The sequence below is a fragment of the Desulfobaculum xiamenense genome (assembly GCF_011927665.1).
GTDB lineage: Bacteria > Desulfobacterota > Desulfovibrionia > Desulfovibrionales > Desulfovibrionaceae > Desulfobaculum > Desulfobaculum xiamenense.
This window is the reverse complement of the sequence record NZ_JAATJA010000001.1, coordinates 1,054,778-1,071,646: the sequence shown is the minus strand read 5'-3', so window position 1 is coordinate 1,071,646 and position 16,869 is coordinate 1,054,778. Positions and strand designations below refer to the sequence as shown.

Annotated in this window: 14 protein-coding genes, 2 tRNA genes and 1 other RNA gene; 3 read left to right on the top strand and 14 right to left on the bottom strand. The window is 61.2% G+C overall.

Annotated features, from left to right (window positions below):
* Positions 1-25 precede the first annotated feature (25 nt).
* Positions 26-421 (bottom strand): response regulator, encoded by a 396-nt coding sequence (locus GGQ74_RS04825; protein WP_167940378.1) that lies wholly within the window; start codon positions 419-421, stop codon positions 26-28.
* 168 nt (positions 422-589) lie between these two features.
* Here GGQ74_RS04825 and GGQ74_RS04820 point away from each other — a divergent pair, with 168 nt between their 5' ends.
* A complete protein-coding gene (locus tag GGQ74_RS04820) occupies positions 590-1,132 on the top strand; it encodes a hypothetical protein (RefSeq protein ID WP_167940377.1) in 543 nt (180 codons plus the stop codon).
* A 75-nt stretch (positions 1,133-1,207) separates the two neighbouring features.
* Here the strand turns inward: GGQ74_RS04820 and GGQ74_RS04815 are convergent, their stop codons facing one another.
* Both GGQ74_RS04815 and ffs read right to left on the bottom strand, forming a co-directional pair.
* Positions 1,208-1,990 carry a DUF4198 domain-containing protein gene (locus GGQ74_RS04815; protein WP_167940376.1) on the bottom strand — a complete coding sequence of 261 codons (783 nt, stop codon included), beginning with the start codon at positions 1,988-1,990 and terminating at the stop codon, positions 1,208-1,210.
* A gap of 452 nt (positions 1,991-2,442) precedes the next feature.
* Positions 2,443-2,538: signal recognition particle sRNA small type (ffs, locus tag GGQ74_RS04810), an RNA gene on the bottom strand.
* Positions 2,539-2,686: 148 nt separating this feature from the next.
* Here ffs and GGQ74_RS04805 point away from each other — a divergent pair.
* On the top strand, positions 2,687-3,031 hold the full coding sequence (locus GGQ74_RS04805) for a hypothetical protein (protein ID WP_167940375.1): 345 nt from the start codon (positions 2,687-2,689) through the stop codon (positions 3,029-3,031).
* 6 nt (positions 3,032-3,037) lie between these two features.
* On the opposite strand, the gene GGQ74_RS04800 is transcribed toward GGQ74_RS04805, so the two are convergent.
* The 11 genes from GGQ74_RS04800 to GGQ74_RS04750 all read right to left on the bottom strand — a co-directional run bounded on the left by GGQ74_RS04800 (position 3,038) and on the right by GGQ74_RS04750 (position 14,655).
* Positions 3,038-3,844: a hypothetical protein gene (locus tag GGQ74_RS04800; protein ID WP_167940374.1), complete on the bottom strand. Its 807-nt coding sequence runs from the start codon at positions 3,842-3,844 to the stop codon at positions 3,038-3,040.
* Between the two features lie 49 nt (positions 3,845-3,893).
* Positions 3,894-4,349, bottom strand: coding sequence for a hypothetical protein (locus GGQ74_RS04795; protein ID WP_167940373.1), 456 nt, complete (start codon positions 4,347-4,349; stop codon positions 3,894-3,896).
* A gap of 57 nt (positions 4,350-4,406) precedes the next feature.
* Positions 4,407-5,744, bottom strand: a complete 1,338-nt coding sequence (locus GGQ74_RS04790) for a competence protein CoiA family protein (RefSeq protein WP_167940372.1) — start codon at positions 5,742-5,744, stop codon at positions 4,407-4,409.
* Between the two features lie 382 nt (positions 5,745-6,126).
* A tRNA-Ser gene (locus GGQ74_RS04785) sits at positions 6,127-6,218 on the bottom strand.
* A 120-nt stretch (positions 6,219-6,338) separates the two neighbouring features.
* Positions 6,339-6,430, bottom strand: a tRNA-Ser gene (locus GGQ74_RS04780).
* 390 nt (positions 6,431-6,820) lie between these two features.
* A complete protein-coding gene (locus GGQ74_RS04775; RefSeq protein ID WP_167940371.1) occupies positions 6,821-7,927 on the bottom strand; it encodes a DegT/DnrJ/EryC1/StrS family aminotransferase in 1,107 nt (368 codons plus the stop codon).
* Positions 7,928-8,142: 215 nt separating this feature from the next.
* On the bottom strand, positions 8,143-8,907 hold the full coding sequence (locus GGQ74_RS04770) for an enoyl-ACP reductase FabI (RefSeq protein WP_167940370.1): 765 nt from the start codon (positions 8,905-8,907) through the stop codon (positions 8,143-8,145).
* Positions 8,908-9,002: 95 nt separating this feature from the next.
* A complete protein-coding gene (locus GGQ74_RS04765) occupies positions 9,003-10,094 on the bottom strand; it encodes an NAD(P)H-dependent flavin oxidoreductase (RefSeq protein ID WP_342448598.1) in 1,092 nt (363 codons plus the stop codon).
* Between the two features lie 299 nt (positions 10,095-10,393).
* The gene (locus GGQ74_RS04760) at positions 10,394-11,293 is read right to left on the bottom strand and encodes a phosphoribosylaminoimidazolesuccinocarboxamide synthase (RefSeq protein WP_167940369.1); all 900 of its coding nucleotides are present in this window, start codon (positions 11,291-11,293) and stop codon (positions 10,394-10,396) included.
* A gap of 476 nt (positions 11,294-11,769) precedes the next feature.
* Positions 11,770-13,074, bottom strand: a complete 1,305-nt coding sequence (hisD, locus tag GGQ74_RS04755) for a histidinol dehydrogenase (protein WP_167940368.1) — start codon at positions 13,072-13,074, stop codon at positions 11,770-11,772.
* A 240-nt stretch (positions 13,075-13,314) separates the two neighbouring features.
* Positions 13,315-14,655 carry an outer membrane homotrimeric porin gene (locus GGQ74_RS04750; protein WP_167940367.1) on the bottom strand — a complete coding sequence of 447 codons (1,341 nt, stop codon included), beginning with the start codon at positions 14,653-14,655 and terminating at the stop codon, positions 13,315-13,317.
* Between the two features lie 368 nt (positions 14,656-15,023).
* Here GGQ74_RS04750 and uvrC point away from each other — a divergent pair, with 368 nt between their 5' ends.
* The gene (gene uvrC, locus GGQ74_RS04745; protein WP_167940366.1) at positions 15,024-16,844 is read left to right on the top strand and encodes an excinuclease ABC subunit UvrC; all 1,821 of its coding nucleotides are present in this window, start codon (positions 15,024-15,026) and stop codon (positions 16,842-16,844) included.
* The last annotated feature ends 25 nt before the right edge of the window (positions 16,845-16,869 follow it).

The window sequence follows — 16,869 nt, the reverse complement described above, 5'->3', positions numbered from 1 at the left end:
TATCCCTCGGTCCGGTGCCCGGCTCTCAGATGAGGCCTATGCCTCTGAGAAGCTGCAGGAACAGGTCCTTGTCTATGGGCTTGGGCACGTAGGACGTGGCCCCGCCCCGGTAGTACGCCTCGACGACGTTCGCGCGGTCATCGAGGGACGTGGTCATGACGATCAGGGCTTCCTTTTCGGAGGGGATTCCCCGATCGCGTTCGATCTGCCGAATCGTCTTCAATGCGTCCTGTCCGTTCATCTCGGGCATCATGATGTCCAGACAGACCAGTCTGAAGGGGCGATTGTCGTCCAGTGCGTTCGTGAAGGACTCGATGGCCTTCCGACCGTCAGGAGCATTCGTCACCTCCCCGTAGGGGGCCAGAATGCGGGTCAGAAGCTCGCTGCTGATGTAGTCATCGTCGGCAACAAGAATGCGCATCGGTTCTCCGGCGGGTTTCTCGCGTTCTGGGCGCGTGTTTGACGGATTCGATTATGCCACGCTCCGAGTCCGAAGCACAATGGCCTTTTTGCCGTTTGGCGAAGCGTCTGGCATTTCCCCGCTTGCCGCCGGGCGTTTGGGCGGCGTACTCTGCATGTGGAGGCTATGGTGGCGACACAATGGAACATGGAACTGCGCGTCCGGACGAACTGTTTTCTTGGCATCTGCGCCGTGGGCGTTTTGGCCGGGCTTGTGGGTGGCGTTTATGGCGGAGCGCCGCAGGGGCTTTTCGTGTCCGCCGTCATGGGGGTGTTTCAGGTGCTTCTTGCGGGGTATGCAGGGAGCTTCGCGGGGATGATCGGTGCGGGAGCGTACATGTGGATGCGCTATCGCAAGGGGGCGGAGTACGGCGCGGATGGCGTGCTGCTGCTTTCCGCCTTTGGGGGCTTTCTCGGCGTCGTGGCGGGGCTTGTGTTCGCCCCGTGGGCCGACGCGGCAAGCTGGGCCGCCGTCGGGGCGTTTCTCGGCGGTGCCGTGGCTGGCGCGTCCGCTGGCGCGGCGGGAAGTCTCTTTGATCTGCTTGTGCTCGACGCCATGTCGCCGGAGTTTCGCCACCGCGCGTTGGCCCGCCGTATGCCTTCCGTACGCCTCAATCCGGATGCAATGCCGCCGCAGCGTCCGCCCGAGGATGACGACTCGTCCTCTTCCTGATCTTTCGCCGCAGACCCAACAAACGACAACGGCCGGACATGTCCGGCCGTTGCGCTGTGGGGAGGATTGGCGAACCTATTTCCAATCGTTCATGTACGTCCAGAAGACTGCGCCGAGTTCCACGCCCTTCTGCTTGCCCTTTTCGGGGCCGTCGGGGGCGGGGATGGTGTAGTCGGCTTCGTTCAGGGCCGCGAAGCCCCACCAGCCGGACTGGGGGCAGGTGAAGGCGAACACGCCGTTGGCGTCGGCCTTGACGACCTGCGTCTCATGATAGTCGGAGGGCAGGGTGAAACGGCCCTGATTGTACAGCTCCACCTCGACCTCGGCGTTGGGCACGGGCTTGCCGTCCATCAGCACCTGGCCGACGAAGGTGTTGCCCACGTAGTTGCCGAAGGGGCGCAGCATGGGGATGATTTCGGTCTTCAGGCCAGCCGGGGCGTCCCAGCCCTCGTCGCCGCCAAAGGCGGGAACCATGACCTTGGTGTAGTGGATGATGAAGCAGTCTTCGGCGGGCTCCCAGTAGGGGGTCGGCTCCATGAAGAAGGTGTACACGCCGGGGCGCTTGAAGGTGTAGTCCACGGTCCATGCGGTGTGGTCCATCACGCTGGCCTTGGCGAGCTTACCCTTGAGGTCCGTGACGGAGCCGTCGAACATCACGCCGACCTTGGCCGGGGTGACCAACTCCATGCCTTTTCCGGCAAAGGGATGCGAGAAGGAGAAGGTGACCTGCGCCTTCTTGCTCTCCATGGTCGCCTCTGGCTGCGAGGGGATGGCCATGCCGAAGTGGGCGAAAGCGGGTCCGACAAGTCCGAGGGAGAGAATCACGGCCGCCGCAAGGCGGGGAAGAAACCGAGTCATGTCGCCTCCTTGGAAGATTGATGTGCGTGGGAAAATGCATACGATATTGGGATTAGTATGTAAACAGTGGCGCGAAAATTTACTGAATAAAACATCGTGTGACCGGAAAATCTTTTGTGCACGGCGCTTTCGTCTAGTCCATCGGAAAATGTTCTTGGAATATGCCGCCGAGCGCGTCGCGTCATCGGGGGCGGCGGGGATGGGGGCTACTATGCTCTGGGGGTGTTCGCGGGGGATGGGCGCAGGGCGTGGAGGGGGGCTGGAGTGTTGGCGCGAGGGCTGGCGTGCCTGATGCGTGGGTGGGGTTCGGCGTGTATGGCTGATGTGGATGTTGAACGGCCCTAGCGACCTCGGGGGAGGGGGAATCCGGCAACACTGGCGGCGGACTGGGTTGCCGTCATGGGGCGTGAAGAAATGGCACAAAAAAAGCGCCAACTCGTGTGAGTTGGCGCCTTTCAGGGAAACCGGACACCCAAGAACAACCGTTGCCGCTGCTCCCTCTCGGGCCTGACGGGGTTGGCGGCGTTCCTGCCGCCCGGCTTCCCTCGTGGAGGGCTTTTATTGACGCTTTTGCCCGAACTGTCAAGCGATTGTTTGCGCATCCCCGCTGGTGGGCGGTATTGCGCGTCCGGCCGGGCGGGTATAGCGTGCGGGAATACGGCAATGATGCCGAGTCAGTCACCAAGGAGTTGCGACATGCGAGCTATGGTCGGCATTCTGGCGGCCTGTCTGCTTCTGGCCTGCGGTTGTGCGAAGACGACGCGCACTCTTTCCGAGACCCGTGGCCTCTGCTATGCCTATTCCCCCGGCGATCTTGAGACCGGAACCGGCGGATGCATGCGCCAGCAGGAGATCTGCGACGAGTTCATGCTGGCGCTGGAGGATTGCGGCGCGACTCCCGACTGCGAGGAGTGCCTTGCCCGCTGCCGTGAGACGTACAACCGCCTTGCGCGTCAGCACTACAGCGACGGCTGCGCGAGCACGGTGTCCCGTGCTCGGGATATCTGCGAGCAGTACTGCCGTTCCCACGCGCACAAGTAGCGTCGGCTACTCCGTGTGCCTGTCGAGGGCCGAGCGTAGGGCGGACATGATCAGCTCGACATCGGCCCTCGCGATGGTGCGAGTCATGTGGTTCGTGGCGGTGCGCTCCGGGTCGCGCTGGCGGATGTTCTCCAGTATGCGCTGGTAGTGCTCCTCGCCGAGGGTCGTGAGGGTGTCGGCGATTTCGCGGATGAACTCATGCCCGAGCCGCCGGACGCGCCTGTCGTCGTAGATCGTGCTCCAATCCACGCTGGAGCGCCCATCCCGCCCGGTCGAGCGAAATTCCACCAGAATCGTTTCGAGGGTGGCGCAGCCGAGGCGGTAGCTGGCGCAGTCCTTGCCGAAGAGCAGGGAGTCGCTCTCGAAGCCGTCGATGCCGCGCACCGTCCCGCGCACGCTGATGAGGAAGTAGCGCATGACCGGGCGCGGAAGCACGCCGGTGACCAGTGCCTCCCGCGCGAGGCTGTCCTGCTCCGAATCCTCGGGATGGACGAGCGGCCCGCCTTCGGCCCTGATGAAGGCATATTCCACGATGAGTCGTCCCATGCCGTCGCGCCCGCGATTCTCCTGTGCGAGCCTCTCGTTGGTGTGGCGGGTGGCGGTGATCCTGCATTCCCTCTCGAAATCCGAATCCTTCAGATAGTCCTCCAGCGCGGCGTGCAGAGCCTGCTCGATGTCTGGTGCCGAAAGGCCCGCATGGGCAAGGCGCTGCGCCACATGTCGCACAAAGAGCTTCATGTGGCGACGATGCGCATTCCCTGCGATGCCGCACAGTTCGGCAAGATTGGGACCGGCGTCTGAAGGACTGGTCATGAAAACTCCCTGCGGGATGACACGGGGACGTATCCCTATTGTTTACCGATTAATATCGTCTTTTTTTCCATACGGCGAGCACAACTAAAGCAACTAAAGCTATCTCGATGCTCCATTTGAACATTGAATCGTTGTACCATTCGATATGAGGGCCAAAGTCCGTAAAAAGATCATTGGCTTCCTTGTGCTGGACGATGCTTCCAAGGAACGATGCCTTGTCAGAATCTCCTGCGGCGATTGAGTCAAGAACCGGCCACCAGCCTGGCCATATGATGACGGGTAGCAAAGAACCCACCAGTGACAGGTTTAAATGCCATGAACACCGTGTTAGATAATAGATTATGCCTTCTATGATAACAACAAAACAAGAATAAGACAGTGACGTAAAGACGATGGAGAAATCAGCTCCGACTGCCCTTGCAATGAATCCTGTTGCAAGAAATGCGGCGCAAAAGAAGACAAACATCATTACGCCAAGGAAACTTGCTTCTTCGTTGTAGTTCATATACCCTTCATTTAGTTGAGAAATGTGTGATGTATCGCTGATAATGCAGTGTTGTTGTTAATACTGCGTCCAGCAGGGGAGCTGGTCCGTAAAACGTAGCAGCTCTCGCTCGCATTCATCGAAGACTTCAGGAAGTAACCACTCCATTGCTCTCCATTCGTTTGTTTCAATGCCGGCTTGTTCAGTGTCACTTTTCCTCAAGGTGATATTTTTGCGGACTGCATGGGTGGTGATGTTGGGACTGGTGCTTGACTTCGGTCTGATTCTGCCAAGAATGAACTCCATCATGTCTGCATATCGAGCTAGTCGATTTCCGTTGAAATAACTGTTCAGCATGGCGCGTACATTGGGGTCATTCGATGCATAATTTATGTCACGGCCTGCCGAAAGCGTTGCTACGATTGAGAAAGCCGCGGCGATCATGAAAATGAAGTCTTCAGGTACGTGTTCGGGGAGCGTATTTAGAATGCGCTTGATGTCTTCCGGAGGGGTGCTTTTTTTTCCCCATTCGTTGAAAAAATGGAAGAATGGTTTTCGGCGATCGTCGATTTTGGCTCTCAGTGCTGGGGCAAGATGATCTTCGTGGTATGGTAGTGTTTGATTCTCTGGAACTGTCAACGAATCAATTGTAACAAGCTCTGGGAAATCAAAATAATCTCCTGTTAACAGATATCGCTTAAATACAAGCGTGTTTTTGCTGTATGATTCTCGTATGGAATCTCTGTCGATCACAAAAGCATTATTTCTGTGTCGTCTTACAACGTCCTTGATAGACTGTGGAATGCTAACGTATTCATGAATAGCATACAAAACCCATATGAGTGGTATGCCTTCTTTTGAATAGTATGTGCATCTTCCAGATATCTCAGTCTGGTACGTATTTGACAACTGTAGTTCAATTGCAAAGGGTCTATGCCCTTCCCACTCAATGTATACGTCTGGCCTTCGAGCATTGTCGCAATATTGGGGATTATGATATTTATTTATAGTGTGACGAATGTACCGTTTGTCCAGCGCTGCAAGTTCTCCAATTTTTTTGCATAACAGCTCATGTGCTGGGGATTCTTGTTGTCCTCCATATTGTTCTGCCTTAAGGGAGTCTGGTGTTCTGTTCTTCCCTTGATACCATTGGCACCAAGTTGGGCTTCCATCGAAATGCACAAAGCCTGGAAAAGTCCTTCCAAAATATTTGTACGCTCGGATGTATACAGGGTGTTTGCACTTCATGCATAACATCGATATGCCTTTGCCACCAGTATGACGATTTGATATGCTGTCTCTGAGCATTCCCCACTCGTCAGGGGACATGGCTTGGAGGTCTTCAACGCGCAACAGGTTGCCACGCTCACCTTCGACAATAACTTCTCTGATCGTGCGTTGTGGTTCTTTCTCCACTAGCGACTCCTATCTCAGCATGGTTTCAGCTCCATTATCAATAATTTGACTGTTTTGCCAGATGTATAGCGCTTCGCAAGCAAGATAGACGCATCTAGAGTTTGCCAAAGATTTACAACACTTGATCTTGCTATAGAGTCATGGGCATGGCGTTCAGGCTCTGTTCTGGCGAGCAAAAAGGAGATGTGGAGGAGTAGGATTCTGGGGCTAAGGAGGGCAGGCTCATAATGGATGAGTCTGCGCAGGATTTGGGAGTTTGAAAGAGAGCATCAATGAGGCCGGACTTGACCAGGACATATTAAAACAAGCATTGGTCATCTTTAGCTTCTTTAGAAAATTAGGCATAAAAAAGCCCCGGAAAAACCGGGGCTTGATTGCCATGTGGCGGAGAGGAGAGGATTTGAACCTCCGACAGAGTTTCCCCTGTACACACTTTCCAGGCGTGCTCCTTAAACCGAACTCGGACACCTCTCCGCGCTGGAAGAGTCTTCTTAAAGAAATCCCGGGGCGTTGGCAAGCCCAAAAATCGTGATTTCCAAAATGACTCTGGAAAATGAAAAAGGCTTCCGTAAAACGGAAGCCGTAGATTCAACGTGGCGGAGAGGAGAGGATTTGAACCTCCGACAGAGTTTCCCCTGTACACGCTTTCCAGGCGTGCTCCTTAAACCGAACTCGGACACCTCTCCGCGTTGCGAGAGACTTCTTAAGGAAATCGCCGGGGGATGGCAAGCCCTTTCTTGGGAAATGTCTCAAAAAAAGGCGAAGGGCGGTCTTCCCCGGGTATCAGTCGTCGCTTTTGTGGGCTTCGGGCGTGGTGTCATGACCCTTGGCGTCGGTCTTGTCCTTGGGCTGCCAACTGCAGCTCTCGGCTCCGGGGCCTCAACCGTGGATGCCGAGTTTCGGCAGAACCCACCTGTTGAGAATAATCGCTACCGCAACGAAAAGAACGAGAAGAAGCAGGCTGTCCATGGGTGCTCCTTGTTGTATTGGCTCATGGGCGCGTTGGGCCATTCCTGCGCGTCAACGTACAGGATAAGGCCCGCAAGGCGGCAGTCAATGCCCTGCGGGCCGGGAAATCATGCGTAGAAGTCGCGGATGGCGGCGCAGACTTCGCGCACGCCGTCCGCGCCGAGGCCCGGATACATGGGCAGGCTCAGAATCTCGTCCGCCATGCGCTCGCTAAGCGTCAGCTCGTCGGCCCGGAAGGGCGCTCCGCCCTCGGCGAATAGCTTCTGCCTGTGGCCGGGGATGGGGTAGTGGATGGCCGTGCCTATGCCGCGTTCGGACAGGTGCGCCATCAGCTCCGCACGCCGGGGGGCGCGGATGACGTAGAGGTGGTAAACGTGGCCGCAGCCCTCGCGCACGGCGGGGCGGATAACGGGCAGGCCTGCCAGTTCCTCGTCATACACGGCGGCCAGTTCGCGACGCATGCGGGTTTCCTCGTCCAGCCGGGCGAGGCGCACGCGCAGGAATGCGGCCTGCATCTCGTCCATGCGGCTGTTCACGCCCGCCACCACGCTCTCGTAGCGGTGGGCCTCGCCATACTGCTTGAAGAGACGCACGCGGCGGTCGATTTCCGCGTCGGAGCAGGCCACAGCACCGCCGTCGCCAAGCGCGCCGAGGTTCTTGGTGGGGTAGAACGAGAAGGCCGCTACGGCTCCGGTCCGTCCGGCGATGATGTCGCCGAAGGTCGCCCCGTGGGCCTGTGCGCAGTCCTCGATGAGCGTCACGCCGCGCTCGCGGCACAGCGCGTCGAGCGCGGGGATGTCGCAGCACTGGCCGTAGAGATGCACGGCCATGACGGCGCGGGTGCGCGGGCCGATCATGCGGGCGGCGCTGTCCGGCGAGAGCGTGTAGTACGCTTCTTCCACCTCGGCGAACACGGGCACGCATCCCGCCGCGAGAACCGCGTGGTAGCAGGGCAGGGCGGTGTGTGCGGGCAGGACGATCTCGTCACCGGGTTCGACGCCGATGGCCTTGAGCGCCAGAACGAGGGCGTCCGTGCCGTTGCCGACGGTGGCCGCGTGGGGGCGGGCGAGCCATGCCGCAAATTCCGTCTCGAAGTCGCGGACCTCGGGACCCATGAGGAACCAGCCGCGTTCGAGCACACGCTCGAATGCGGCACGGAGTTCGTCGTCGAAGGGCGCGAGCTGCGCCTTGAGGCTATTGAAGGGGATTCCCATGTATCGGTCTCCGCTTGGATGCTGTTTGCAGGTGAACGACTTCGCTTCCTGTACCTGCGTGCGGGATGTTTTGCAAATGGTGCAACTGGCGGCTTGGGCGCGCGGAATTCGCGCTGGCGTGGTGCCTGCGCGAGGCCGCCGCAAAAGGCAGGGGGGAGACGCCGCAGCCTCTCCCCCCTCGAAATCGTTGCCGATGGCGCGGAACGCCAGTCAGCCTAGATGCCCATGATGTTGTAGCCGGAATCGACGTAGATCACTTCGCCGGTGGTGCCGGACGCGAGATCCGAGGCGAGGTACAGGGCGGCGCGGCCCACATCTTCCTGCGAGACGTTGCGGCCCAGCGGGGCGCGTTCCTCGATGGTGGACAGGATGGACTTGAAGCCCGAGATGCCCGACGAGGCGAGGGTCTTGATGGGACCGGCGCTGATGGCATTCACGCGGACACCCTTCGCGCCGAGGTCGGCGGCGAGGTAGCGGACGCTGGCTTCCAGCGCGGCCTTGGCCACGCCCATCACGTTGTAGTTGGTGATGACCTTCTGCGAGCCGTGGTAGGTCATGGTGATGACGGAGCCGTGCTCGCTGAGCATGTCCTCGAATGCGCGGCATACGGCCACGAGGGAGAACGCGGAGACGTCGAGCGCCAGCTTGAAGCCGTCGCGCGAGGTTTCGATGAAGCGTCCCTTGAGGTCCTCGCGATTGGCGAAGGCCACGGAGTGGATGATGATGTCCACATCGCCCCACTTTTCGCGCACGACGTCGGCGGCCTCGGCCACGGCGGCATCGTCGGACAGGTCGGCCTTGATGATGAATTCGCCGCCGAGTTCCTCGCTGATGGGTTCGATGCGTTTCTTCACGGCATCGCTTGCGTAGCTGAACGCCAGACGGGCGCCCTGCGCCTTGAGCTCACGGGCCACCGCGTAGGCGATGCTCCGTTCGTTGGCCACTCCGAAGACGAGGGCCTTTCTACCTTCGAGAAGCATGTTCTTCCTCCTTTGCGAGAGCGAACATAAACGCGGCCGTCCGGATACGCAACAGGCAACCGGACGGCCGTGGTCAATTCCGTGGACTGTTCGCCCTAGGCCGGAGTGGGCGCGAGGCCCATGCCCTCGAACTCCGCCTTCAGGGACTCGATAAGCTCCCGTACGGAGACGATTTCCTTCACGCGGTGCACGTTGGCCCCCGCAAAGGCGAAACCGTGGTTGAGCTTGCCCTTCTTCGCGTTGGTGAGCGCGCAGGCGATGCAGTAGGGGCTTTTGGTGTGGTCGCAGGTCTTGATGCAGTGGAACGGGCAGGTGAACGGCTTGCGCTTGCCGTCCTTCACCGCCTCGATGAAGCTGCTGCGCACGGCGCGGCCGGGCATGCCGACCGGGCTTTTGATGATTTCGATGTCGCTTTCCGTGGCGTCCACGTAGGCCTGCTTGAAGCGCACGTCCGCGTCGCACTCGTGCGTGGCGACGAAGCGGGTGCCCATCTGCACGCCGGAAGCGCCAAGCTCCAGCATGGAGCGGATATCCTGCCCGGTGAACACGCCGCCCGCCGCGATGACGGGGATGCGCATGCCGTGTTCGGCCTCAAAGGGCTTCACGGCTTCGACAACCTCGCCCACAAGTCGTTCCACGCGGAATTCGGGATCGTTGATCTGCTCGGGCTTGAAGCCGAGGTGTCCGCCCGCCTTGGGGCCTTCGACGACGAAGGCGTCCGGCAGGTAGCTGAACTTCGACAGCCATTTCCTGCAGATGATGTTGGCGGCGCGCCCGGAGCTGACGATGGGCACCAGCCGGGTTTTCGCGCCCTCGGTGAGGTACTGCGGCAGATCGAGCGGCAGGCCAGCACCCGAGAAGATGACGTCCGCCCCCTCGCGGATGGAGGTTTTGACCATTTCCGCGAAGTTGGTGAGCGCCACCATGATGTTCACGCCGATGATGCCGTCCGTATTTTCGCGGGCGGTGCGGATTTCGCGGGTCAGCGCGCGGCGGTTGGCCTCGTCGGGATTCTTGCTGATGTCCGGCTCGTCCATGCCGATCATGGCGGCGGCGATGACGCCGATGCCGCCCTGCTGGGCCACGGCGGAGGCAAGGCCCGACAGCGAGATGCCAACGCCCATGCCGCCCTGAATGATGGGGATGCGCGCCACAAGATCGCCGATGCGAAGCTCCGGCATTTTGATCTCGGGCAGCTTGAAGTCGGGCATGTGGATTTCCGGAAGTTTCAGCTCCGGCAGCTTGATGTCCTTGATGTTCATTAGTGCCTTCCTTGTGAGGGCTTTGAGGGAACATTGCGTAAGCAACGATCGCGGTATGAAATGGCGTACACGCATCGTGTGTGCTTGGCAGTTATGGCCTCCGCAGGAAGTGATGTCAAGCCGCTCGAAAGTGAGGGAAATCCATGGGTTTTGCGACTGAAAAGAAAACGGCCCGCGCTGTGGCGCGGGCCGTTTGTGGAAATCCTTGGTGTCCTCGGCGTTCGCTAGCGGACGACGAAGGGCTTGCCGGTGAGGTGTTCGAAGGCCTCGGCGTACTTGCGGCCGGTGCGTTCGATGACCTCCTCGGGCAGGGTGGGCGCAGGCGGGGTCTTGTCCCAGTCCTGTGCGGAAAGCCAGTCGCGCAGGTACTGCTTGTCGAAGCTGGGCTGGGATTTGCCTGCCTCGTAGCCCGCGCTGGGCCAGAAGCGCGAGGAGTCCGGGGTCAGCACTTCGTCGATGAGGGTCAGCTGACCATCGACCATGCCGAACTCGAACTTGGTGTCCGCGATGAGGATGCCCTTTTCGGCGGCAAAGTCGCGGGCGCGGGAGTAGATGTCCAGCGTGGCGCGCTGCACCTTTTCGAAAAGCTCCGCGCCGAGCTTCTGCGTGGCCTGCTCCAGCGTGATGTTCTCGTCGTGCTCGCCAAGGTCTGCCTTGGTGGACGGGGTGAACAGCGGCTGGGGCAGCTTCTCGGATTCTTTGAGTCCGGCGGGCAGGTCGTGTCCGCAGACGGTGCCGGTGGCCTTGTAGTCCTTCCAGCCGGAACCGGTGATGAAGCCGCGCACGATGCACTCGATGGGCAGCGGCTTGGCCTTCTTCACGACCACGGAGCGGCCTTCAAGCTCGTCGGCATAGGGCGCAAGCTCGGCCGGGAAGTCGGTCACGTCCGAGGCGATGAGGTGGTTCGGGACGATGTCCTTGAACTTGTCCATCCAGAACAGGGTGATCTGGTTGAGAATCACGCCCTTGTACGGGATAGGCTCGTTCATGACCACGTCGAACGCGGACATGCGGTCCGTGGTGACGATGAGCAGGCGGTCATCGCCGAGATCGTAGATGTCGCGGACCTTTCCGCGGGAAATCAGAGGAAATTCGCGAATTTCTGTGCGGGTCACAACCTTCATGGAAACACTTCTCCTTGAAAGGTAAGTGGGTTGGCGGTGCGCACTGTGTAATGGAATTTGCCGCGCTTTGAAAGCACAGAGTGCGGGGTGAGGGCGGTTGGAACTGTTGGATGTGAGGGCGAGGATTTTGGGGCGCTGCCCCAAACCCCGATCAAGGAAATGATTTCCTTGATAATCCTCATATGTTCGGCCTGTCGGGACTCGGAAGCCGAGTTCCGACAGGCCGAAGGGGGGGGATTGGGGGATTGCGGCGAGGGAGTGTGTGGGGGGGGAAGGCAGGCGGCGGGGAAGGGGCAAGGGAGATGGGCTATGGGGGCGGTGTGGGACGTGTGATGGGGAGGGGGGTGGGAGAAAAAGAACGGGCGGCGGCGCTTTGCGGGAAGCGGGCCGCTTCGCTGGTGTGGTGTGCGTATGCGAAAGCGCCGCCGGAGACGTGATGTCTGCGGCGGCGCGGGGGATTCGGTTTCGAGCGTGAATTATTTCAGGCGCTGTTCCACGCTGCGGGCGTGGGCTTCGAGGCCTTCGAGCCGGGCGAGGCGGGCGATCTTCGCGCCGTGCGTGGCCGTGAAGTTCGGCTGCGTGGCGATAATGCTCGACTTCTTGCAGAAGGTCTGCACCGAAAGCGCGGACGAGAAGCGTGCCGTGCCGAGGGTGGGCAGTACGTGGTTCGGGCCAGCGAAGTAGTCGCCCACCGGCTCGGGTGCGTGGTGGCCCATGAAGATGGCACCGGCGTGGCGGATGGAGCCGAGCATGCTCCACGGGTCGGCCACGGAAAGTTCGAGGTGCTCGGGAGCGATGCTATTCACGATGTCCGCCGCCGTGGCGAGGTCCGCGCAGGTGATGATGGCGCTCCAGTCGGCAAGGGACTTGCGGGCAATCTCCGCGCGCGGCAGGGCTTCGAGCTGTTCGGCCAGCGCCTCGCGCACCGCTTCGGCCAGCGCGGCGTCCGTGGTGACGAGCATGGCCGAGGCCAGCGCGTCGTGCTCCGCCTGTGAAAGCATATCCGCCGCCAGCCACTGCGCGTTGGCCGTGGAGTCGGCGAGGATGCAGATTTCGCTGGGGCCGGCGATCATGTCGATGCCGACCTTGCCCGTGAGCAGGCGCTTGGCCGTGGTCACGAAAATGTTGCCCGGTCCGGCGATGACGTCCACGGGGCGGATGGTCTGCGTGCCGTAGGTCAGCGCGGCGATGGCCCATGCGCTGCCCGCGCGGTAGATTTCGGTGATGCCGAGCATATGCGCAGTGGCCAGCAGCGTGGGGTTCAGCGTGCCATCAGGGCGCGGCGGCGAGACCACGGCGATATCCTTCACGCCTGCCACCTGCGCGGGGATGGCGTTCATGAGCAGGCTGGAGATGAGCGGCGTCTGCCCGCCCTGTCCGCCGGGAACGTAAAGGCCAACGCGGTCCACGGGGTTGACCATCTGGCCGAGGATGGTGCCGTCGGGCCGGGTGGTCCACCACGAGTTTTCCTTTTGGCCCTCGTGGAAGGCGCGAATATTGGCGGCGGCTTCGCGCAGGATGTCCATGTCCTCGGCGGGAATCTCGGTAAGGGCGGCTTCGATTTCGTGGTGTCGCACATGGAGCGCGTCTGCGGTGAGGGTTGAGCAGTCGAACTTGCGGCCGTATTCGGCCAGCGCTTCGTCGCCGCGTTCGCGAACCGTGTCGATGATGTCCCGAACCAGCGTATCGACGTTCTGGCCGGGATTCTCGCGTCCGGAAAGCCATTCCCGGATGGAGCCGAAATCGTCAGGACCGCTGTATGCGATCTTCCGGCAGGGCATGGTGCGTCTCCTTGTGGGGTTGAACCGTGGTGCCGCGCTCCGAATGGATGCTCGGTACGGAAATCTTTTGCCTGAACCGGGAGGTATAGGAAAGTGCGCGGGAAAAGTCGAGAGCGGCGTGTGGCTGGGGATTTGAAATCGAAAGCCCAGCCTGCGTGTGGGCTGGGTTTGGAAAAGAAAAAGGCCGGGGCCAAAAGGCCCCGGCCGAAAGTGGCGTCGGGTGGAAGTCGGACAACCGACTTAGAAGTCGTACTTCAGGTAGAAGGCGGCCTTCAGAGCGTCGTCGGTGTCGTCGGTGCCCCAAACGTCCTCGTCCAGGTCCAGATTGATGTAGCCGAGCTCGACGATGCAAGCCAGGTTCTCGTAGATCTGGTAGGTGGAGTCGAAGTTGACTTCCACGAAGGAGTCTTCGTCGGTGATGGAGGGACCGAAGTTGCCAGCGTAGCCCTTAACAGCCTCGCCGTCGGTGGTGCCCTGACCGTACACGACGATCAGCTTGTGGGACAGGTTCTCCACGAAGGAGAAGTCGGCCAGGTAGGCGCCGATGGCCCACATGTCGTAGCGGGCGGTGCCCAGGGCGGAGTCATAGCCGCCGGTGGTGGCGCCGGAGAAGCCGAGGTGGGTCAGGCCGAAACCGGAGTCGTTCAGCACGGGCATGGCCTCGGAGCCGTCGGACAGGTCGTCGTCGTCGCCGGTGCCGTACACGAGGGCCAGGCCCAGGGTGCCGAAGTCCATCTTGTACTCGGCGCCGAGGTCCATGAACCAACCGGAACGGTCGTTGGCTTCTTCGTCGCCGTCAACGGTGCCGTAGATCACGTCGCCCTTGAAGGTGAAGGGATCGAACATGGACAGCTCGAAGTTGACGCCGCCCCACCAAGCGGTGACGTTGTCGTCCACGGCCACGGGAGCCATGGAAACGAGACCGGGGGTAACCATATCAGTGGCGGTAAGGGCGTTGAAGCCGTCCTTGCCAAGCTGGGAGTAGATGACGTAGGGGGTCACGCCAAAGCCGTCGCCCTGCACGGGCAGGATGGCGGTGAAGATGTCCATGTCGTCTTCGGTGGCGCCGTCAGCGGTGCCAGCCTTGAGGTCGTCGTAAGCGCGGACCCAGCCCAGAGCCAGGGAGACCTGGTCGGTGATGGGGGAGGTCACGATGATGCCAGCGGCGTCGTCGTCGAAGATCGGGTTGCCGTAGGCACCCTTCCAAGCGACGGGCTGCAGGCCGAGGCGGACGTTGACGGAGGTGCCGGGCACAACGAAGTTGGTGTAGGCGTGCTTCACGAGGACGGTGTCGCCGTCGGTGGCCAGAGCGCCACCCTCGCCAGCGTTACCCCACTCGGAGTTGATTTCGAAACCGAGCACGGCGTTGAGGGACTCGGAAGCGACGTAGTCGAAGTACACGCGAACGCGCTGGTCGGCCTTGAAGTCGTCTTCGTTGTTGTCATCGGTGAAATCGGTGTTGTCGGTCCACTGCAGCATGTGGACGAACTGGGCCTTCATCTGCACTTCCTTGGCGGAGGCAAAGCCAGCCACGCCGAGGACGAAGGCGGCCACGAGGGCCAGAGTAAGAATGCGTTTCATTGTAGATTCCTTCTTTGTTTTGCTTTGAGCAAAAGTCAGGGTCCCGACGCCAGTGAACCTGAATTGCGCCCAGGTTCAACTGCGTGATTATCGCCTTTCAATTCGGCTGGCAAGAGCGAAAGGCCAGAAAAATGGCGCTTGTTTAATTTTTTTTACCGTACAGGATTTTGAACTTCTTTGGATGCGCGGGTGGGGTGATGACAATAAGATGCTGTTTTTACGGGCTATTTGTAGTCGACTTTGTCTCTTTTTCAGCCGATGGCCGCCCCTTCGGGAGTTTTGCTTTTCCGGCGGTGACAAATTTGTAACGCTGTGCCGCCCACCGCCGCTGCGGACAAGCGCGGGCGTCTGGTGTATCACCATCCATCATGTACGAATTCGACTCCGCCGCATTTCCGACCACGCCCGGCGTGTACCTGATGAAGGACGCCAAGGGGCGCATCATCTACGTGGGCAAGGCCAAGAGCCTTCGCGCCCGCCTGTCCTCGTATTTTCGCAGTCCGGCCCAGCAGACGCCGAAGACGCGGCTGATGGTCTCGCACATTGCCGACATCGAGACCCTGCACACCGCCACGGAGAAGGAAGCCCTGCTGCTGGAGGCGAGCCTGATCAAAAAGCACCGCCCGCGCTACAATATCGTCCTGCGCGACGACAAGCAGTACGTGCTGATGCAGCTCTCCCGGCGGCACGACTATCCGCGCCTGACCATGACCCGCCGCGTGGTGCGCGATGGCTCCGTGTACTACGGCCCCTTCACTTCGGCCGCCGCCGCGCGCGAGACGTGGAAGCTCGTCGGGCGGATGTTTCCGCTTCGCAAGTGCGGGGACAGAACCTTCGCCAACCGCGTGCGCCCCTGCCTGTATCATCACATAGGCCAATGCCTCGCCCCGTGCGTGAAGGTGGTCCCCTTGGCGGACTACGCCGCCGTGGTGCGGCAGGTGGAGATGTTTCTCGCCGGGCGCGCGGGCGAGCTGACCGAGCAGTTGCGCTCCGAGATGCTGGCCGCGTCCGAGAATTTGGAGTTCGAGAAGGCGGCCCGCCTGCGCGATCAAATCCGCGCCGTGGAGGCCACCGTGGAGCGGCAGTCCGTGGTGCTCGGCACGCGGACGGATCTCGACGTGGTGGCCGTGGCCGAGACGAGCGGCGGGCTTGGGCTGGCGCTGCTGTTCATTCGGCAGGGGCGGCTTATCGGGTGCAAGAGTTTCTTCTGGTCCGGCCTTGGGCTGGAGGAAGGCCCGGAGGCGGTCGCCGGATTCTTGACGCAGTTCTATTCGCGCAGCCGGTTCATTCCGGAGCGCATCCTGTTGCCGTGGGAGCCGGACGATCCCGCGCTGGCCGACGTGTTGCAGGAATACCGGCAGGGACCGGTGCGGCTTCGCGCGGCGCACGGCGGCGAGGAGAAGAAACTCCTCGAACTGGCGAGGGCCAACGCCGGACAGGCTGCGCCCCGCGAGGGCGGCGAGGACATCGCGGAGCTTCTGCGACGGGCGCTGCATCTGCCGCGCCCCGCGCGGCGTGTGGAGTGCGTGGACGTCTCACACCTCGGCGGGCAGGGCATGCGGGCCGGGCTGGTGGTCTTTGAGGATGGAGCGCCGCTCACGGACGATTACCGGACCTACGCCTTCGAGGAACTTGAGGGCACGGGTGACGACTATGCCGCTCTGGCCGCGTGGGCCGTGCGGCGGCTCGATTCCGACCTGCCCGAGCCGGACCTCGTGCTCATCGACGGTGGTCGGGGACAGGTGGCGGCGGTTGCCCGCGCGCTTGCCGAGGCCGGACGCCCCGAGGCGTGGCCCATTGCGGGCATCGCCAAGGCCGTTGGCCAGCCCGGTGCCGGACCGGACCGCCGCGCCGGTGCGCTGGAGGACCGCATCTTCCTGCCCGGGCGCTCCAATCCTTTGCCCATTCGGCCCGGCAGTGCGGAACTGCTGTTTCTGCAACGTGTGCGCGACACGGCGCATGCCCATGTCATCGGTCGGCAGCGCGTGGGGCGCAAGACGAAGCTCTTGCATAGCGAGCTTGCGAGTCTGCCGGGAATCGGCCCGAAAATGGCGCGACAGTTGTGGGACGCCTTCGGTTCCATCGAGGCCATGCGGGCGGCGGATATCGACGAATTGCGCCGGGTGCCGGGGCTTGGGCCAAAGCGTGCGGCTGCGCTGCATGCGGCGCTGCGTGCGCTCAAGGCGTGAATGCGTGGCGGGGGCGGAGCGTTTC

Coding starts and splice junctions, on each gene's coding strand:
- GGQ74_RS04825 (WP_167940378.1), bottom strand. CDS start 421: ATGCGCATTCTTGTTGCCGACGATGACTACATCAGCAGCGAGCTTCTG.
- GGQ74_RS04815 (WP_167940376.1), bottom strand. CDS start 1,990: ATGACTCGGTTTCTTCCCCGCCTTGCGGCGGCCGTGATTCTCTCCCTC.
- GGQ74_RS04805 (WP_167940375.1), top strand. CDS start 2,687: ATGCGAGCTATGGTCGGCATTCTGGCGGCCTGTCTGCTTCTGGCCTGC.
- GGQ74_RS04800 (WP_167940374.1), bottom strand. CDS start 3,844: ATGACCAGTCCTTCAGACGCCGGTCCCAATCTTGCCGAACTGTGCGGC.
- GGQ74_RS04795 (WP_167940373.1), bottom strand. CDS start 4,349: ATGAACTACAACGAAGAAGCAAGTTTCCTTGGCGTAATGATGTTTGTC.
- GGQ74_RS04775 (WP_167940371.1), bottom strand. CDS start 7,927: ATGGGAATCCCCTTCAATAGCCTCAAGGCGCAGCTCGCGCCCTTCGAC.
- GGQ74_RS04770 (WP_167940370.1), bottom strand. CDS start 8,907: ATGCTTCTCGAAGGTAGAAAGGCCCTCGTCTTCGGAGTGGCCAACGAA.
- GGQ74_RS04760 (WP_167940369.1), bottom strand. CDS start 11,293: ATGAAGGTTGTGACCCGCACAGAAATTCGCGAATTTCCTCTGATTTCC.
- hisD (WP_167940368.1), bottom strand. CDS start 13,074: ATGCCCTGCCGGAAGATCGCATACAGCGGTCCTGACGATTTCGGCTCC.
- GGQ74_RS04750 (WP_167940367.1), bottom strand. CDS start 14,655: ATGAAACGCATTCTTACTCTGGCCCTCGTGGCCGCCTTCGTCCTCGGC.
- uvrC (WP_167940366.1), top strand. CDS start 15,024: ATGTACGAATTCGACTCCGCCGCATTTCCGACCACGCCCGGCGTGTAC.